Annotated in this window: 16 protein-coding genes and 1 tRNA gene; 13 read left to right on the forward strand and 4 right to left on the reverse strand. The window is 66.3% G+C overall.

What is annotated here, in order from left to right; translation table 11 throughout:
• Positions 1-8: 8 nt before the first annotated feature.
• From mutY to mutM, 3 genes are all read right to left on the reverse strand, one after another.
• On the reverse strand, positions 9-1,043 hold the full coding sequence (gene mutY / locus AACL56_RS23915; RefSeq protein WP_339092932.1) for an A/G-specific adenine glycosylase: 1,035 nt from the start codon (positions 1,041-1,043) through the stop codon (positions 9-11).
• A 34-nt stretch (positions 1,044-1,077) separates the two neighbouring features.
• The gene (locus tag AACL56_RS23920; protein WP_339092281.1) at positions 1,078-3,039 is read right to left on the reverse strand and encodes a dynamin family protein; all 1,962 of its coding nucleotides are present in this window, start codon (positions 3,037-3,039) and stop codon (positions 1,078-1,080) included.
• Positions 3,040-3,138: 99 nt separating this feature from the next.
• Positions 3,139-3,951, reverse strand: a complete 813-nt coding sequence (mutM, locus tag AACL56_RS23925; protein ID WP_339092933.1) for a bifunctional DNA-formamidopyrimidine glycosylase/DNA-(apurinic or apyrimidinic site) lyase — start codon at positions 3,949-3,951, stop codon at positions 3,139-3,141.
• An 82-nt stretch (positions 3,952-4,033) separates the two neighbouring features.
• On the opposite strand from mutM, the gene AACL56_RS23930 reads away from it, so the two are divergent.
• The 8 genes from AACL56_RS23930 (at position 4,034) to AACL56_RS23965 (ending at position 10,580) form a co-directional block, all read left to right on the forward strand.
• Positions 4,034-5,887, forward strand: coding sequence for a tetratricopeptide repeat protein (locus AACL56_RS23930; RefSeq protein ID WP_339092282.1), 1,854 nt, complete (start codon positions 4,034-4,036; stop codon positions 5,885-5,887).
• A 136-nt stretch (positions 5,888-6,023) separates the two neighbouring features.
• Positions 6,024-6,401, forward strand: coding sequence for a lipoprotein insertase outer membrane protein LolB (locus tag AACL56_RS23935; RefSeq protein WP_339092283.1), 378 nt, complete (start codon positions 6,024-6,026; stop codon positions 6,399-6,401).
• Positions 6,398-7,294 (forward strand): 4-(cytidine 5'-diphospho)-2-C-methyl-D-erythritol kinase, encoded by an 897-nt coding sequence (ispE, locus tag AACL56_RS23940; protein WP_339092284.1) that lies wholly within the window; start codon positions 6,398-6,400, stop codon positions 7,292-7,294. Before AACL56_RS23935 ends, ispE begins: the two co-directional genes overlap by 4 nt.
• A 70-nt stretch (positions 7,295-7,364) precedes the next feature.
• Positions 7,365-7,441: transfer RNA gene (locus tag AACL56_RS23945), tRNA-Gln, on the forward strand.
• 141 nt (positions 7,442-7,582) lie between these two features.
• The gene (locus AACL56_RS23950; protein ID WP_339092285.1) at positions 7,583-8,557 is read left to right on the forward strand and encodes a ribose-phosphate pyrophosphokinase; all 975 of its coding nucleotides are present in this window, start codon (positions 7,583-7,585) and stop codon (positions 8,555-8,557) included.
• A 90-nt stretch (positions 8,558-8,647) separates the two neighbouring features.
• Positions 8,648-9,328, forward strand: a complete 681-nt coding sequence (locus AACL56_RS23955) for a 50S ribosomal protein L25/general stress protein Ctc (protein WP_339092286.1) — start codon at positions 8,648-8,650, stop codon at positions 9,326-9,328.
• Positions 9,329-9,407: 79 nt separating this feature from the next.
• On the forward strand, positions 9,408-10,040 hold the full coding sequence (pth, locus tag AACL56_RS23960; protein ID WP_339092287.1) for an aminoacyl-tRNA hydrolase: 633 nt from the start codon (positions 9,408-9,410) through the stop codon (positions 10,038-10,040).
• A 207-nt stretch (positions 10,041-10,247) separates the two neighbouring features.
• Entirely contained in the window at positions 10,248-10,580 is a 333-nt protein-coding gene (locus tag AACL56_RS23965; RefSeq protein ID WP_339092289.1) for a hypothetical protein, read from the forward strand.
• A 33-nt stretch (positions 10,581-10,613) separates the two neighbouring features.
• Here the strand turns inward: AACL56_RS23965 and AACL56_RS23970 are convergent, their stop codons facing one another.
• Positions 10,614-10,877: a YfhL family 4Fe-4S dicluster ferredoxin gene (locus AACL56_RS23970; protein ID WP_339092290.1), complete on the reverse strand. Its 264-nt coding sequence runs from the start codon at positions 10,875-10,877 to the stop codon at positions 10,614-10,616.
• 104 nt (positions 10,878-10,981) lie between these two features.
• Between AACL56_RS23970 and AACL56_RS23975 the strand changes: the two genes are divergently transcribed.
• The 5 genes from AACL56_RS23975 to AACL56_RS23995 all read left to right on the forward strand — a co-directional run bounded on the left by AACL56_RS23975 (position 10,982) and on the right by AACL56_RS23995 (position 16,253).
• The gene (locus AACL56_RS23975; protein WP_339092291.1) at positions 10,982-11,932 is read left to right on the forward strand and encodes an ABC transporter permease; all 951 of its coding nucleotides are present in this window, start codon (positions 10,982-10,984) and stop codon (positions 11,930-11,932) included.
• The gene (locus tag AACL56_RS23980; RefSeq protein ID WP_339092292.1) at positions 11,929-12,804 is read left to right on the forward strand and encodes an ABC transporter permease; all 876 of its coding nucleotides are present in this window, start codon (positions 11,929-11,931) and stop codon (positions 12,802-12,804) included. The genes AACL56_RS23975 and AACL56_RS23980 overlap by 4 nt, the downstream gene beginning before the upstream one ends.
• A 19-nt stretch (positions 12,805-12,823) precedes the next feature.
• Positions 12,824-13,813 carry an ABC transporter ATP-binding protein gene (locus tag AACL56_RS23985; protein WP_339092293.1) on the forward strand — a complete coding sequence of 330 codons (990 nt, stop codon included), beginning with the start codon at positions 12,824-12,826 and terminating at the stop codon, positions 13,811-13,813.
• A complete protein-coding gene (locus AACL56_RS23990; RefSeq protein ID WP_339092294.1) occupies positions 13,810-14,640 on the forward strand; it encodes an ATP-binding cassette domain-containing protein in 831 nt (276 codons plus the stop codon). Before AACL56_RS23985 ends, AACL56_RS23990 begins: the two co-directional genes overlap by 4 nt.
• 119 nt (positions 14,641-14,759) lie before the next feature.
• On the forward strand, positions 14,760-16,253 hold the full coding sequence (locus AACL56_RS23995) for an ABC transporter substrate-binding protein (RefSeq protein ID WP_339092295.1): 1,494 nt from the start codon (positions 14,760-14,762) through the stop codon (positions 16,251-16,253).
• Positions 16,254-16,443: the final 190 nt, after the last annotated feature.

The following is a 16,443-nucleotide window of genomic DNA, read 5'->3' on the forward strand; positions in this document are numbered from 1 at the left end:
ACGGCCGCTCAGGCCTCGCCGCTTTCCAGCAGTTTGCGCATCGGCGCCGGCAAGCCCAGCCGGCTCCACTCCTGCGCGTCGACCCAGCGTGCGCCCTCGCCTTGCGGCTGGCCGCCTCGGAGCTGCACGGGATGCAGGTGCAGGTCCTTGTGGGTCAGCACGTGCGTGAAGGCAGACAGGTCGTGCACCCCATCTCGCGCCGCAGCGGGCAATGCGGCAAGCAGGTCGTCGCGACTGTCGAACACGGGCAGGCAATAAAGCCCCGCCCAGATGCCCTTTGCAGGCCGCTTCTCGAGCCATACGCGCCCTTGCGCATCGCGTGCCAGCAGCACCCAGAGCGACTGCGCACTCCGCTTGAGCTTGCGGGTCTTCACCGGATAGCGCTCGGGTGCGCCTTCGCGCCGCGCCACGCAACTCCTGTTGACCGGGCAGATCATGCAACTGGGCTTGCGTGGCAGGCACACCATCGCACCCAGGTCCATCAGGCCCTGCGTGTAGTGCGCAATGGCTTCGCGCTGTTCGGCAGGCGGCAGAAGCTGCGTGGCGAGATCCCACAGCGCACGCTCCTGCGCCGCGGACGACATGTCGCCCGCAAAGCCGAGCACGCGCGTCAGCACGCGCTTGACGTTGCCGTCGAGGATCGCCACGCGCTCGCCGAAGCAGAACGCGGCAACGGCGGCAGCCGTCGAACGGCCGATGCCGGGCAGCGTGGCCAGCTCGGCCGCGGTGCGAGGAAACTCGCCGCCGAAGCGCGCGACGACTTCCTGGGCACAGCGATGCATGTTGCGCGCACGGCTGTAGTAGCCCAGACCGCTCCAGAGGCCGAACACTTCGTCCTCGGTGCCGGCGGCCAGTGCCTTCACATCGGGAAAGCGCTCCAGGAAGCGCGCAAAGTAGCCGAGCACTGTCGAAACCTGCGTCTGCTGCAGCATGACCTCGGACAGCCACACGCGGTACGGATCGCGCGTGTTCTGCCAGGGCAACTGGCTGCGGCCGTGGCTGCGCTGCCAGGCCACCACCTGCGCGGCGAAATCGGGAGGCAATTGCAATGTCGCAGCCGCCGCGGAGGCGGAAGACTCAGGCCGCACGCAGCTCGCCGACAGTGGCCGTGGCAGGCGGCTTGCCCGGTTGCGCGATCAGCGAAGTGAACTCGCGCAACCGCACATGCAGTTCGGCCAGGTCGCGCTCTTGAGCAGCGAGTTCGAGCAACCGTTCGTCGAGATTGCCTGCCGCGCTCTGGATGCGCTCGATCGCCTCGATGCGCTTGGTGAAGTTGCGGCGCCGCTCCTTGAGCTGCGCGTCGATCTGCGCGCTCGCCCCCTTGCTCCAGCGCTCGACCTCGGTCATGGCGGCCTCGTTGACGAGGCGCAGCCGGCTGGCCAGCGCACGCACCAGCTTGTCGCAGAAGTCGGCCTGGGCGAGCTTCAGCAGGTTGCCCACGCCCAGGTAATGGATGTGGCTGCGTTCGATCTGGCTGAGTTCCTGCTCGAAACCCGTGAGATCGGGCTCGGCCGGTGCCTGCAGCGTGAATCCCTGCTCGGCATTCAGCTGGCGGAAGGTGGCATGCAGCATCGACTGGATCTCGGCCGTGGTCGCCTGCACTTCGCGCAGGTTGTTGCGCAGCGAATCGAAGGTCTCGGCGTACACCTTGCGCACGTTGAGCTTGACGCCCGGTCGCTTCAGCGCGGCCGACAGCTTCACCATGTCGGCCTTCAGCGCAGTGCGGCCGAGCACGGCATACACCTCGCGCAGCAGCTTGCCCTGCACCGAGCGCAGCGCGAGGATGCGCGTGTTGCTGCCCTCGAACTCGGCGTGCTCCTGGTCGATGCGCGCGCGCATGTGGCGAATAACCGAGACGTTCTTGCCGCGCAGCCCCTGCAGCTCGAGCGCCTGTTCCGACAGGTCGCGCTGGCGCACCTTCAGGATGCGCTCGGCCTCGGCGCGAAGTGCGGTCATGCCCGCATCGACCGCCAGACGCAGCATGGTCTCGCGCTTGCCGAGCACGCCTTCGGCCAGCAGGGATTCGAGCGCCGGCAGCCGGCTGGCCTGCAGCAGTTGCGCGTCATGCCGGATCTTGGCCTGCAGCCCCTTCTGGGCGGAGACCGGCAGCACCTGCGCGAGCGGCACTTCGAGCAGGCGCGCCGCGCCTTCGCGCTGGCGTTCGATCTGCTGCTCGATGTGATCGGCTGTGCTCAGCGTGTCCCACATCGTGTCGATCTTGTTGAGCACCACGAAACGCGTGTCGTTGCCTTCGTCTTCGGTGATCAGGTGCTCTCGCCAGATCGAGAGGTCGGAGCGCGTGACGCCGGTCTCGGCACCCAGGATGAAAACCACCGCATGCGCCTGCGGAATCAGGCTCACCGTGAGTTCGGGCTCGGCGCCGATCGCGTTCAGCCCGGGGGTGTCGAGGATCACCAGCCCCTGCTCGAGCAACGGGTGCGGCATGTTCAGCACCGCGTGGCGCCAGCGCGGGATCTCGACCCGACCCTCGGCGTCCTGCACCGGGTTGTCGTCGGGGGTGTCGTCGTCCCAGAAGCCCAGCGTGCGCGCTTCGTCCTTGGCCACCCAGCGCACCTCGGCCACCTTGCCCATGGCCTGTGCGAGTTGCTCGGCATTGCCCACGTCGATGGCGATCTCGGTCCAGCGCGTCGGCTTGTCGCGCCAGTGAGCGAGCGAATGCGGCTCGAGCCTTGTTTCGATCGGCAACAGGCGAAGCTTGGGTGCCAGCGCGGGGTCGTAGCCCAGCTCCGTCGGGCACATCGTGGTGCGTCCGGCGCTCGCCGGCATGATGCGCCGGCCATAACCGGCAAAGAAGATCGCGTTGATCAGCTCCGACTTGCCGCGCGAGAACTCGGCAACGAAGGCGACCATGACCTTGCTGGTACGGATCTGCGTCTCGAGCCCGCGCAGCCGCTCGGCCACCGCCTGGTCGAGCAACTCGTTCTCGGTCAGCCAGCGGGACAGCCACTGCAGCCGGCGCGCGAAATTGCTTCGCCAGGCACCGTGCTGATCGAGTTGTTGATTGAAGGAGCGGCTCAAGGGAAATATGTAAGAAAGAGCTTACAAATATAGCATCGGGAAGCGTTCAGCAACCATTTCCTGTGCATTCCATCACGATGTTGGCCAACTCGCCCATCGTTACTTCTGGCAATTCGGACAGTAATACGTGGAGCGCTGGCCCTGGCGCAGCAGCCGGATCGGCGTTGCGCAAACCCGACATGGCTCGCCAGCCCGCCCGTAGACGGTCGCCTCAAGCTGGAAATAGCCGTTCTGGCCATCCACATTCGAAAAGTCCCGCAACGTGCTTCCACCCTTCTCGACCGCCCTGGCCAATATTTCGCGCACCGCGGCATGCAGCCTGGCAGCACGCGGGCGGCTGATGCGGGCGGCCGAGAGCGTCGGCCGGATGCCTGCCTGAAACAACGCTTCCGACGCATAGATATTGCCGACACCCACCACGACGTCGCCCGCCAGCAGCACTTGCTTGACCGCAGTCTTGCGCTTTTTGAGACCCGCATGAAACGCATCGAGGTCGAACGCGTCGCCCAGCGGCTCCATGCCCAGACCGCCGAGCAGCTTGATGGCCCAGGGTGAATCCTCGTGATCGACATAAACCACCGCGCCGAACCGCCGCGGATCGTTCAGCCGCAGCGTGCCGAGGTCAGTCACCAGGTCGAAGTGGTCGTGCGGGCCGGGCGGCGGCAACGCCGCATCGAAGCGCAGGCTTCCCGACATGCCCAGGTGCAGCAACAGGATGCCTCGATCGAGATCGATCAGCAGGTACTTGCCGCGGCGGCGCACCTGCAGCACCCTTCGCCCGACCAGCGCCTCGGGCAGCACCATGAGCGCCCAGCGCAGGGGCTTGCCGATGCGCACCGCGTCGATGCGTGCACCGGCAATGCGGTCTGCAAAGCCGCGTCGGGTGACTTCGACTTCGGGTAGTTCAGGCATGAAAAAGTAAATCTCCGGCAAACGCCATCGGCGTTGAAGCCCCACGCGGCGCTCGTTCAAAAGGCTGGATTATTATGGTCAGATGAACTTTTCGCCCCGCCGACACCGCCTTGCGGCGGCCGCGTCTCTTGCCTTGATCGCCTGTGCGATTCACGCACAAACCTCCGATCCCGCAGCCCCCACCAGCCCCGCGCCAGTCATCGAACGCTCCGCGCCGCCGAAGCCGCCGGCCCGCCCGCGCGTGGTGGCCGCCGCCAAGCCGGCCAGCGAGGCCGACATCGCGCAGCCTTCCGCGCTCACGGCCGACCTGTTCTACGAAATCCTGATGGGCGAGCTGACGACGCGTTCCGGCGACCCCGGCTCAGGCTACGCGCTGGTGCTCGATGCTGCACGCCGGTTGCGCGACGGCAAGCTGTTCCAGCGCGCCGTCGAGATCGCGCTGCAATCGCGTTCCGGCGACGCTGCGCTGGCCGCCGCGCGGGCCTGGCAGGAAACCCTGCCGACGTCGCGCGATGCACGGCGCATCGAACTTCAGATCCTGATCGCCCTGAATCGCATCAGCGAGACCGTCGAACCGCTGCGCGCCGAAGTGGCGGCAACCTCGCAGGTCGAACGCCCGCTGCTGATGGCGGTGATCGCGCGCAACTATTCGCGCGCTGCGGACAAGAAGCTCGCGGCCTCGGTGGTCGAGCAAGCGCTGTCGGACGAACTCAAGAGCCCCACGATGGGTGGACTGGCCTGGGCCACCGTGGGACGGTTGCGCCTCAATGCGGGCGATGCCTCCGGTGCCCTCGAGGCGGCGCGCAAGGGCCAGGAAGTCGACCCGGCCTCCGACGCGCCCGTGGCGCTGGCGCTCGAGATGATCGACCCCGGCCAGCCGCTGGCCGAGCCGATCGTCACGCGCTACCTGAACACCAACCCTAAAGCCGCGCCCGACCTGCGCATTGCCTACGCCCGCGTGCTGGTTGAAAACCGCCGCTACGCCGACGCGACCACGCAGCTGCAGGCCGTGACCTCGTCGCGCCCCGAACTCGCGGAGCCCTGGCTGCTGCTTGGCAGCCTGCAGATGCAGGCCAAGCAGGACGCCGCCGCCGAGACCTCGATCAAGCGCTTCATCGAGCTGTCGAACAGCCCGAGCAACAAGGACACCGACGCTGCCGACCGCAAGCGCAGCGTGTCGCAGGCCTACCTGGCGCTCTCGCAGCTGGCGGAACGGCGCAAGGATTACGCGGCTGCCGAGCGCTGGCTCTCGCGCATCGACGGCGCAGACGAAATGGTTGCCGCGCAGACCCGCCGCGCGGCACTGCTGGCCCGCCAGGGCAAGCTCCCGCAGGCGCGGGAAGTAATCCGCGCTCTGCCCGAGCGCACTGCGGAAGACAAGAAGCAGAAGTTCCTGGCAGAAGTTCAGTTGCTGCGCGACGCCAAGCAATACCAGGCCGCCTACGACATGCTGGCGAAAGCCTCTGCGGAATCGCCGGACGACGCCGACCTGGTCTACGACCAGGCCATGGTGGCCGAGAAACTCAACCGCCTCGACGACATGGAGCGGCTGCTGCGGCGGCTGATTGCGCTGAAGCCCGAGAGCCAGAACGGCTACAACGCGCTCGGCTATTCGTTCGCCGATCGCAAGATCCGGCTCGACGAAGCGCGCACGCTGATCCAGAAAGCGGTGCAGCTCGCACCCGACGATCCGTTCATTGCCGACAGCCTGGGCTGGGTGGAGTTCCGGCTCGGCAACATGGACGAGGCCATCCGCATCCTCGAGGCCGCATACAAGACGCGGCCCGATCCGGAAATCGGCGCGCATTTCGGCGAGGTGCTGTGGTCGGCCGGCCAGAAGGATCGCGCCGTCACGATCTGGAAGGAAGCGCTCCTGAGCGATGCCGAAAACGAAACCCTGCAGGAAACGCTCAAGCGCCTGCGGGTGAAGCCCTGACATGACGCGGGTCGACCAGGGTCGCCGCACGCTGCTGGCAGCGGGCGGCGCGGCTGTTCTTTTGATAGCGGGCTGTGCGCAGTTCTCGGGCGGTTCGTCTGCGCCCCCCGCCCGCTCGGACAGCTGGAGCGGGCGAATGTCGCTTCGCATCGAGAGCGAACCGGTGCAGACCTTCGCGGCGCTGTTCGAGCTTCGCGGCTCGGCCGAGGCCGGTGACCTCACCTTGACCACCCCCATCGGCAGCACGCTTGCGCAACTGCACTGGGCGCCGGGCGAGGCGTTGCTGAAGGATGGCAATCACACCCGCCGCTTCGATTCGGTCGATGCATTGATCGAAGCTGCCACGGGCGCGGCCATTCCGGTGGGCGCGCTGTTCGGCTGGCTCGCGGGCCGCAGCGACCCTGTGCCCGGCTGGAAGCCCGATCTGGCGCAGCTCGGCAATGGCCGTCTGCAGGCCGTGCGCGAATCGCCGAACCCGCGCGCAGATCTGCGCATCGTGTTCGAGCGGTCATGAAGGCGCTCTACGACCTTCCCGCGCCGGCCAAGCTCAACCTCTTCCTTCACATCACCGGCCGGCGCGACGACGGCTACCACCTGCTGCAGTCGGTGTTCATGCTGATCGACTGGTGCGACACGCTGCACGTCGAACTGCGCCGCGACGGCCAGTTGAGCCGTGAGGACCTCACGACGGAATTGCCCGCGGACGACCTCGTGTTGCGCGCGGCGCGAGCACTGCAGGCGCACGCCGCTCCCGGGCAAGGTGCACACATCGGCGTGGCGAAGCATGTCCCCTCGCAGGCAGGCATGGGCGGCGGCTCTTCGGACGCCGCAACATGCCTGCTCGCGCTCAATCGCCTCTGGGGACTGAACCTGCCGCTCTCGCGGCTCGCGCACATCGGGCTGAAGCTGGGTGCCGATGTCCCTTTTTTCCTCGGTGGTCGAAATGCATGGGTCGAAGGCGTCGGAGAGCTGCTGACGCCGGTTACACTCCCTCCCGCGCACTTCGCAGTGGTCAAACCTCCCGAGGGACTCGATACCCGACTAATTTTTTCAGCAACGGATCTGCAACGCGCTACTCCTGTTGCTATAATCTCAGGCTTTGCTGCAGATAGCGAATCGCTAGAAGCGACAAACCTGAAAAGCTCGGTTTTGAGTGACTCGGTTTTCGATTTCGGCCACAACGACCTGCAGCCGGTTGCACAGCGACTTTGTCCCGGAGTCACCGAAGCCATCGAATGGCTCGGCGCGTTGGGATTGAAGGCACGAATGACCGGCTCCGGAAGTTCGGTATTCGCGAAGTTGCCGCAAGCGCCGCATGAAGCGGAACTGCCGGAAGCCCCCGATGGCTGGCAGGTTCGTCATTGCAGCAACCTGGAAACTCATCCGCTGTGCGGTTGGGCAACCTGAAGATAATCGGATCGTTCATGCGGTTCGATGCGACATATATCGGTTGGTGGCGAAAGCCGTCGACCCGTGTAGGGGAGTCGCCAAGCTGGTTAAGGCACTGGATTTTGATTCCAGCATGCAAAGGTTCGAATCCTTTCTCCCCTGCCAAATCTTCAGAGACTGCGGCCCAACGGCCGCAGTTCTTCATTTGCAGCCCACCCGCTGCAATAATCGGCGGCCCACCGGTCGCTATGCATCACAAACCTTTTGGCGGCTTCCTAAGCCAACTTGCACTGCCGGGACGCGCTCATGCAGGCTAATCACCCTGACTTCATGGTTTTCACCGGCAATGCCAATCCCGGCCTTGCTGCAGAAATCGCGCAGAACCTCGGCACCTCGCTGGGCGCCGCCCGCGTCGGCCGCTTCTCCGACGGCGAAGTCACCGTCGAGATCAACCAGAACGTGCGTGCGCGTGACGTGTTCGTTGTTCAGTCGACCTGCGCGCCGACCAACGAAAACCTGATGGAACTGCTGATCATGGTCGACGCGCTCAAGCGCGCTTCGGCCGAACGCATCAGCGCCGTGATCCCCTATTTCGGCTATGCCCGCCAGGACCGCCGTCCACGTTCGAGCCGCGTGCCGATCTCGGCGAAGGTCGTGGCCAACCTGCTGGAAACCGTCGGCGTCGAGCGCGTGCTCACGATGGACCTGCACGCCGACCAGATTCAGGGCTTCTTCGACATTCCGGTCGACAACATCTACGCCTCGCCCGTGCTGCTCGGCGACCTGCGCGCCAAGAACTACGAAGACCTGATCGTGGTCTCGCCCGACGTGGGCGGCGTGGTCCGTGCCCGCGCGCTGGCCAAGCAACTGAATTGCGATCTCGCCATCATCGACAAGCGCCGCCCGAAGGCCAACGTCAGCGAAGTCATGAACGTGATCGGCGAGATCGACGGCCGCAACTGCGTGATCATGGACGACATGATCGACACCGCCGGCACCCTGGTCAAGGCTGCCGAGGTGCTGAAGGAACGCGGCGCCAAGAGCGTCTACGCCTATTGCACGCACCCGATCTTCTCGGGACCGGCCATCGAGCGCATCACCAAGGGCACGGCACTCGACGAAGTCGTCGTGACCAACACCATTCCCCTTTCCGACGGCGCGAATGCCTGCGGAAAGATCCGCCAGCTCTCCGTGGCACCGCTGATCGCCGAAACGATCCAGCGCATTGCCAAGGGCGAGTCGGTGATGAGTTTGTTCTCGGACCAAGACAACCTGTTCTGACCCGAGGCGAAGAGCGGGCTTCCTCTTACTGAGGAAGCCTTTTTGAACCGGAGTCGCACTGGTCGCGGTGGACTCTCACAGGAGCTAGATATGAAATTCGTCGCTTTTGAGCGCGCAAAGCAGGGCACGGGTGCGAGCCGCCGTCTCCGCATCTCGGGCAAGACCCCTGGCATCGTCTACGGTGGCGACACCCAGCCGCAACTGATCGAAATCGATCACAACGCACTGTGGCACGCCCTGAAGAAGGAAGCCTTCCATTCGACCGTGCTCGAAATGGAACTGGCCGGCGCTGTCAGCAAGGTTCTGCTGCGTGACGTGCAATACCACCCGTTCCGCCAGCTGGTGCAACACATCGACTTCCAACGTGTCGATGCCAAGACCCGCATGACCATGAAGGTGCCGCTGCACTTCAAGGGCGAGGAAGAGTCCGATGCCGTCAAGCTCGAACACAACCTGGTCAACCACGTCACGACCGAACTGGAAGTGAACTGCCTGCCCTCCGAACTGCCTGAGTTCATCGAAGTGGACCTGTCGGGCCTGAAGAAGAACGGCACCGTCACGCTGAAGGACATCAAGCTGCCGCGCGGCGTGAAGTGGGTCAGCCACGGCAAGGTGAACCCGGTGCTGGCTTCGGCCGTCGCTCCGGCTGCCGAAGAAGTCGAAGCGCCCGCCGAAGGCGCAGCTGCTGCCGATGCAGCGGCAGCTCCGGCCGGCAAGGGTGGCAAGGCTCCGGCCGCCAAGACCCCCGCTGCCAAGACTGCCAAGAAGTAATCAACTTCCTGCGTCCGTCGACACCAAGGCCCGCCCCGTGCGGGCCTTTTGCTTTTGGCGGACGGGATAATCCACAACCATGATCAAGCTGTTCGTCGGCCTCGGAAACCCGGGCCCAGAGTACGAAGCCACGCGCCACAACGCGGGCTTCTGGTGGATCGATGCCCTCGCGCGCGACTGGAAACTCAACCTCGTTCCCGAGCGCAGCTATCACGGCCTCGCGGCGCGCGCGAGCATCGGCGGCCAGAGCATCTGGCTGCTGGAGCCGCAGACCTTCATGAACCTGTCGGGCAAGTCGGTCGGCGCCCTTGCCCGCTTCTTCAAGATCGCGCCGGAGGAGATCCTCGTGGTGCACGACGAGCTCGACGTGGTCCCGGGCCAGGCCAAGCTCAAGTTCGGCGGCAGCCACGCCGGCCACAACGGACTGCGCGACATCCATGCGCAGCTCGGCACTGGCGACTACTGGCGCCTGCGCCTCGGCATCGGGCACCCCGGCGTGAAGTCGGAGGTCGTCAACTGGGTGCTGAAGAAGCCGCTCAAGGAGCAACGTGAAGCGATCGAAGACGCCGTCGTCCGCACGCTCCATGCCGTGCCCGCGCTGATCGCGGGCGAGATGGAAAAAGCGACGCTGCTGATTCACACGAGCAAACCGCCCCGGCCCAAGCCGCCGCGGCGGGAGCCCGGCGACGGGGGCACGCCTGCCGCCACCTAGCCGGCCACCGGAGTGCAGGGAGGGAGAGAACTAAAAATGAAGAGAGAACGTAGAAGAAGCAAAGCAACGAAGGCCAGCATCACCTCCGTTGCTTTGTTTTTTGTAGCGACAGGCGCTTTTTCCACTGGCGCTTCAGCGCAGGAAGGCTCGCAGACATGGCGCTGCGGCAACACCTATTCCGACCGGCCATGCGAGGGCGGCAAGACGGTGAAGGTGGAAGACCACCGCAGCGACGAGGACCGCCGCTCGGCCGATGCCGGCACCCGAAGCGCCAGATCGAACGCCGACCAACTGGAGCGCAGCCGCCTGTCTCTGGAGAAGGCGGCCTACGAGCGCGACAGCCGAGCCGCCCGAGAAGCCCGGAGTGCCGCGCAAGCCGAACGGCGTCTCGCTGTGGCCGAGCAAAGGGAGCGCGATCGCGCCGCAAAGGTCGCACGCAAGCCGCGCAAGTCGAGCATGAGCTTCAGCGGCGCGCCGCGCGACAACACGGCCGGCGATGCGCCACAACGCGAGAAGAAGAAACGCAAGTCGGATGAATGAGTCCGACGAGGGCCAGACGCCCGAAGGCCTCGGCTAGGCGGAGGTCACCTTGATCGCCGTGAGGCGCTGGTACTTCTGCATCAGCGTCTCGCGGCTTTCCACATGCTCCGGATTCACGGGGATGCAGGCCACCGGACAAATCTGCACGCACTGCGGCTCGTCGAAATGACCGACGCATTCGGTGCACTTGTGCGGGTCGATCTCGTAATAGGCCTCGCCCATGTAGATCGCATCGTTCGGGCACTCGGGCTCGCAGACATCGCAGTTGACGCATTCGTCGGTGATCATGAGGGCCATGCCACCGATTATCGCGGGGCACGACGGCCGGGTGGCGCCTGAATGACAAAGGCCACATTCCCGGCACACTTGTTGCACGAGTCAGTTATGCTGCGCCCCGCCCCATGAGTCTGTTCCTAATAAAGCGCCTTGCCACGCTGATCGGCACCTTGATCGGCGCCTCGGTCATCGTCTTCCTCGTCCTGGAGATCCTGCCCGGCAATGCCGCGCAGATGCTCATGGGCCCCGACGCCTCGCCCGAGGCCGTGGCGGCGCTGGCCACCAAGCTCGGCCTCGACCTGCCCGCCTGGACGCGCTACTGGCACTGGATCGGCGGCCTGCTCACCGGCAACCTCGGCGACAGCTACGCCTACAGCTCCCCGGTGCTCGACCTGATCCTGGAGCGCCTCGCGCTCACCGTACCCCTGGCCATGATGGCGATGGCGCTCACCGTCGTCATCGCGCTGCTGGTCGGCGTGACGGCCGCGGCGCGCCACAACAAGCTCGGCGACGTCGGGCTGATGGGCATGGCCCAGGTCGGCATCGCCATTCCGAACTTCTGGTTCGCGATCCTTCTGATCCTGGTGTTCTCGGTGCAGCTGCAGTGGTTCTCCGCCGGCGGCTTCGAGGGCTGGGGCGACGGCGTCTTCGCGGGCATCAAGTCGCTGCTGCTGCCGGCCCTGTCGCTGGCCGTGGTGCAGGCCGCGATCCTCGCGCGCATCACGCGCTCGGCGGTGCTCGAGGTGATGCGCGAGGACTTCGTTCGCACCGCGCGCGCCAAGGGCGTGTCGCAGCGCATGGTGCTGTGGACCCACGTGCTGCGCAACGCGATGATCCCGGTCATCACGGTCATGGGCATGCAGTTCTCCGAGCTGCTGGCCGGCACCATCGTGGTGGAGAACGTGTTCTACCTGCCGGGGCTGGGCCGCCTCATCTTCCAGGCCATCAGCAACCGCGACCTGATCGTGGTGCGCAACTGCGTGATGCTGCTGGCGGCCATGGTGGTCATCGTGAACTTCGTGGTCGACGTGCTGTATGCCGTGATCGACCCGCGCATCAAGGCCAGCGACATATGAGCACCGTGACCGCCCCGAGCGCGGCCGCGCTCAAGGTGCCGGGCTTCTGGCGCCGCGCACTGCACCACCGCAGCTTCGTGCTGGGCGGCGTGCTGACGCTGCTCCTGCTGCTGGCCGCCGGCATCTCGCTGGTGTGGACGCCGTGGTCGCCCTACGACATGGACATGGCCAACAAGCTCAAGCCGCCGACCGGCTCGCACTGGCTGGGCACCGACACCTATGGCCGCGACGTGGCGTCGCTGCTGCTCGTGGGCGCGCGCGCATCGATCTTGGTGGGCGTGATCGCCGTGGGCATCGGCCTCGTGGTGGGCACCGCGCTGGGCCTGCTGGCCGCCGCCAGGCGCGGCTGGGTCGAGGAAGCCATCATGCGGCTCACCGACTTCTCGCTGGCGTTCCCCGCGATCCTCAGCGCGATCATGATGACCGCCGTGTTCGGCGCCGGCATCGTCAACGCGATCATCGCCATCGGCATCTACAACATCCCGACCTTCGCACGCATCACGCGCGCGTCGGCGAATGCGATCTGGTCGCGCGAGTACGTGACCGCCGCGCGCGCCTGCGGCAAGGGTTCGTTCGCCATCACCATGCAGCACGTGCTGCCGAACATCTCGGCGGTGCTGATCGTGCAGATCACCATCCGCTTCGCCATCGCCATCCTGGCCGAGGCCGCCCTCTCCTACCTTGGCCTAGGCACGCAGCCGCCGCAACCCTCGTGGGGCCGCATGCTCAGCGAGGCGCAGACGATGATGTTCCAGTCGCCGCTGCTCGCGGTGTTCCCCGGCATGGCCATCGCCTTCGCGGTGCTCGGGCTGAACCTGCTGGGCGACGGCCTGCGCGACCTGCTCGATCCACGGCTGGCGCGCGCCAGGTGAAGCGAGGTACGTAAGCAAGATGCCACTCCTCCAGGTCAAGGACCTCCACATCCAGCTGCAGACGCAACGCGGCCCCGCCGAAGCGGTGCGCGGCATCGACTTCACGCTCGAGCGCGGCGAAACGCTGGGCATCGTCGGCGAATCGGGCTGCGGCAAGTCGATCACCGTGATGTCGCTGATGGGTCTGCTGCCCTCGACCGCGAAGGTCACCGGCAGCATCATGTTCGACGGCACCGAGCTGGTGGGCCGCGACGAGAAGTCGATGTGCCAGATCCGCGGAAACCGCATCGGCATGATCTTCCAGGAGCCGATGACGGCGCTGAACCCGGTGCATACCATCGCGCGCCAGGTGGGCGAGCCGCTGCGGCTGCACCGCGGCTTGTCGAAGGCCGACGCGCGCAAGGAAGTGCTCGCGCTGCTCGAGCGCGTGGGCATTCCCGACGCGGCCTCGCGGCTCGACGCGTATCCGCACCAGTTCTCCGGCGGCCAGCGCCAACGCATCGGCATCGCGATGGCGCTCGCCTGCGGTCCCGACCTGCTGATCGCCGACGAACCCACCACCGCGCTCGACGTCACGATCCAGAAGCAGATCCTCGAGCTCATCCAGAGCCTCGTCGCCGAGCGCGGCATGGCGCTGATCCTGATCTCGCACGACCTCGGCGTGATCGCGCAGACGGTCTCGAAGATGCTCGTGATGTATGGCGGCAGCGTGGTCGAGAGCGGCCCGACAGAGGCGGTGTTCGCGCGCCGCGCGCACCCCTACACCCAGGGCCTGTTCGCCGCGCGCCCCGCCATCGGCGCACCGCGCGGGCTGCGCTTGGCCACCATCAAGGGCAGCGTGCCCGAACTGGTCGACCTGCCGCCCGGTTGCCCGTTCGCAGGCCGCTGCAGCTACACCGTCGACGCCTGCAGGACCACGAAGCCGCCGGCCACGATGCTGCCGCACGACCATGCGGTGCGCTGCATCAGGCTCGATGAGATCGCAGCGCAAGAGGCTGTCGCACCATGAGCGCTTCGGACACAGCCGCCCCGCTGCTGCAGGTCACCGACCTGGTGCGGCACTACGCATTGCCGCGAGAGAAACTCTTCGGCCCGCCGCCGACGGTGAAGGCCCTCAACGGCGTGAGCTTCGAGGTACAGGCCGGCCAGAGCGTGGGCATCGTCGGCGAATCGGGCTCGGGCAAGTCGACCATCGCGCGTCTCGTGATGGCGCTCGACACGCCCACCTCGGGCACTGTCTCGCTCGAGGGCCGCGACCTGCATGCGCTATCGAAGTCCGAGCTGCGCACCGCGCGGCGCGACTTCCAGATGGTGTTCCAGGACCCCTACGGCTCGCTCGACCCGCGCCAGACCGTCGCGCGCATCGTGGCCGAGCCGCTGGAGGCACTGGCCGAGACCAGCCGAGCCGAGCAACGCGAGCGCGCGTCCGAGGCGCTCGCCGCCGTCGGCCTGCGCACCACCGACATGGACAAGTATCCGCACGAGTTCTCGGGCGGCCAGCGCCAGCGCATCGCCATCGCGCGCGCGCTCATCACGCGCCCCAAGCTCATCGTGGCCGACGAGCCGGTGAGCGCACTCGACGTGTCGGTGCAGGCGCAGGTGCTCAACCTCATGCAGGACCTGCAGCAGCAGTTCGGCGTGAGCTACCTGCTCATCAGCCACGACCTCGCGGTGGTCAACCACCTGTGCGACGAAGTCTGCGTGGTGTGGAAGGGAAAAATCGTCGAGCAGGGCCGGCCTGCCGAGCTGTTCCAGCATGCACAGCACCCGTACACGCGAACGCTCCTCGAAGCGGTGCCGCGCACACCCACCGGCGGCACGCTGCTGCCGGCCTGACACCGCGGCGTCGCGCCGCTATGCGACGATGCTTAGGATGAGTCGGTCATAAGCATCTGGTTGCGCGCGCCGCCGGTGTCGCGGATGATGCCTGCCCCTTGTTCGGAGGACATCGCTTCATGCTCAAACGACGCACCCTGCTCGCCACCGGCGCTGCAGCCCTCACACCGCTGGCACTGCCCACGCTTGCGCTCGCACAGCGCAAGAAGGACGCGCTGGTCATCGGCCTCACGCTGGAACCCACGGGCCTCGACCCCACGGCCAAGGCCGGCGCCGAGATCGCAGAGGTGGTGCTCTACACCGTCTTCGAGACACTCACCAAGATCAATTCCGATGGCAGCGTCACGCCGCTGCTGGCCGAAGCCTGGGACATCTCGCCCGACCTGAAGACCTACACCTTCAGGCTCAAGCGCGGCGTGAAGTTCCAGAACGGCGAGCCGTTCAACGCACAGAGCGTGAAGTTCTCCTTCGAGCGCGCGGCCGCTGCCAACAGCACCAACAAGGACAAGCGCACCTTCACCAACATCACCACGCAGGTGGTCGACGAACACACGGTGGTGCTGATCAACAAGGAGATCGAGCCCGACCTGCTGTTCCTGCTGGGCCAGGCCTCGGCCATCCTGGTCGAACCCAAGACCGTGGAGACCAACGCCACGAAGCCGGTCGGCACCGGCCCCTACAGGCTCGACAACTGGGCCAAGGGCTCGGGCATCGTCCTGGCCAAGTGGGACGGCTACCGAAGCGCCGATGCGGTGCAGATCCGCAAGGCGAGCTTCCGCTTCATCTCCGAGCCGGCCGCGCAGACCGCGGCGCTGCTGTCGAACGACGTCGACCTGTTCCCGCATGCGTCGGTGTCGCGCAGCCTGTCGCAGTTCCAGAACGACAAGCGCTTCCAGATCGTCTTCAACGCCTCGCGCGGCAAGACCATCCTGGCCATCAACAACAAGCGCAAGCCGCTGGACGACGTGCGCGTGCGCCGCGCCATCGCCGCGGCCATCGACCGCAAGGCCGTGATCGACGCCGCCGCAGACGGCCGCGGCATTCCCATCGGCAGCCACTACGCGCCCGGCGCGCCCGGCTACGTGGACACCACCGGCATCAACCCGTTCGACGTCGAGAAGGCGAAGAAGCTGCTGGCCGAGGCCGGCGTGAAGACGCCGCTCGAACTCGACCTGGTGCTGCCCCCGCCACCCTACGCGCGACAGGGCGGCGAGCTCATCGCCGCGCAGCTGGCCAAGATCGGCATCGTCGCGAAGATCCAGAACGTCGAATGGGCGCAATGGATCAGCGGCACCTACGGCAACAAGAACTACGACCTCTCGCTGATCCTGCACGTCGAGCCGTTCGACCTCGTGAACTACACCAAGCCCGAGTACTACTGGGGCTACCAGTCCGCGAAGTTCAACGAGGTGTTCGACAAGGCGCGCAACGCCGCACGCCCCGCCGACCGGCTGCGCTACCTGGGCGACGCGCAGCGGCTGCTGGCGGAGGACTCGGCCAACGTGTTCCTGTTCCAGCCGCAGTTCATCACGGTGGCGGCGCGCAACCTGCGCGGTCTGTGGAAGGACGCGCCGATCTTCGTGAACGACATCGCGGCTCTTTCCTGGGCCTGAAGCGCGCGCCGCAGGGCGCGCGCCTACGGGAAGCCCCCGAGGAAAAACCGGCGCGCGGGCCGCACGGCGGCGGGTGCGCTGCGAGAGAATGACCGGCTGCGCACGTGGCATCTTTCGTGCTGCGTGTCGTGTCTTTCGTGGCGTGGCGCCTTCCTTCGGGGCACGGCGCGCGCCGAAGCAGTCTTTCGAA

It is taken from the genome of Variovorax paradoxus, from assembly GCF_902712855.1.
In the GTDB taxonomy this organism is placed as follows: domain Bacteria; phylum Pseudomonadota; class Gammaproteobacteria; order Burkholderiales; family Burkholderiaceae_C; genus Variovorax; species Variovorax paradoxus_Q.

Coding starts and splice junctions, on each gene's coding strand:
- mutM (WP_339092933.1), bottom strand. CDS start 3,951: ATGCCTGAACTACCCGAAGTCGAAGTCACCCGACGCGGCTTTGCAGAC.
- AACL56_RS23930 (WP_339092282.1), top strand. CDS start 4,034: ATGAACTTTTCGCCCCGCCGACACCGCCTTGCGGCGGCCGCGTCTCTT.
- AACL56_RS23935 (WP_339092283.1), top strand. CDS start 6,024: ATGTCGCTTCGCATCGAGAGCGAACCGGTGCAGACCTTCGCGGCGCTG.
- ispE (WP_339092284.1), top strand. CDS start 6,398: ATGAAGGCGCTCTACGACCTTCCCGCGCCGGCCAAGCTCAACCTCTTC.
- AACL56_RS23950 (WP_339092285.1), top strand. CDS start 7,583: ATGCAGGCTAATCACCCTGACTTCATGGTTTTCACCGGCAATGCCAAT.
- AACL56_RS23955 (WP_339092286.1), top strand. CDS start 8,648: ATGAAATTCGTCGCTTTTGAGCGCGCAAAGCAGGGCACGGGTGCGAGC.
- pth (WP_339092287.1), top strand. CDS start 9,408: ATGATCAAGCTGTTCGTCGGCCTCGGAAACCCGGGCCCAGAGTACGAA.
- AACL56_RS23970 (WP_339092290.1), bottom strand. CDS start 10,877: ATGGCCCTCATGATCACCGACGAATGCGTCAACTGCGATGTCTGCGAG.
- AACL56_RS23975 (WP_339092291.1), top strand. CDS start 10,982: ATGAGTCTGTTCCTAATAAAGCGCCTTGCCACGCTGATCGGCACCTTG.
- AACL56_RS23980 (WP_339092292.1), top strand. CDS start 11,929: ATGAGCACCGTGACCGCCCCGAGCGCGGCCGCGCTCAAGGTGCCGGGC.
- AACL56_RS23985 (WP_339092293.1), top strand. CDS start 12,824: ATGCCACTCCTCCAGGTCAAGGACCTCCACATCCAGCTGCAGACGCAA.
- AACL56_RS23990 (WP_339092294.1), top strand. CDS start 13,810: ATGAGCGCTTCGGACACAGCCGCCCCGCTGCTGCAGGTCACCGACCTG.
- AACL56_RS23995 (WP_339092295.1), top strand. CDS start 14,760: ATGCTCAAACGACGCACCCTGCTCGCCACCGGCGCTGCAGCCCTCACA.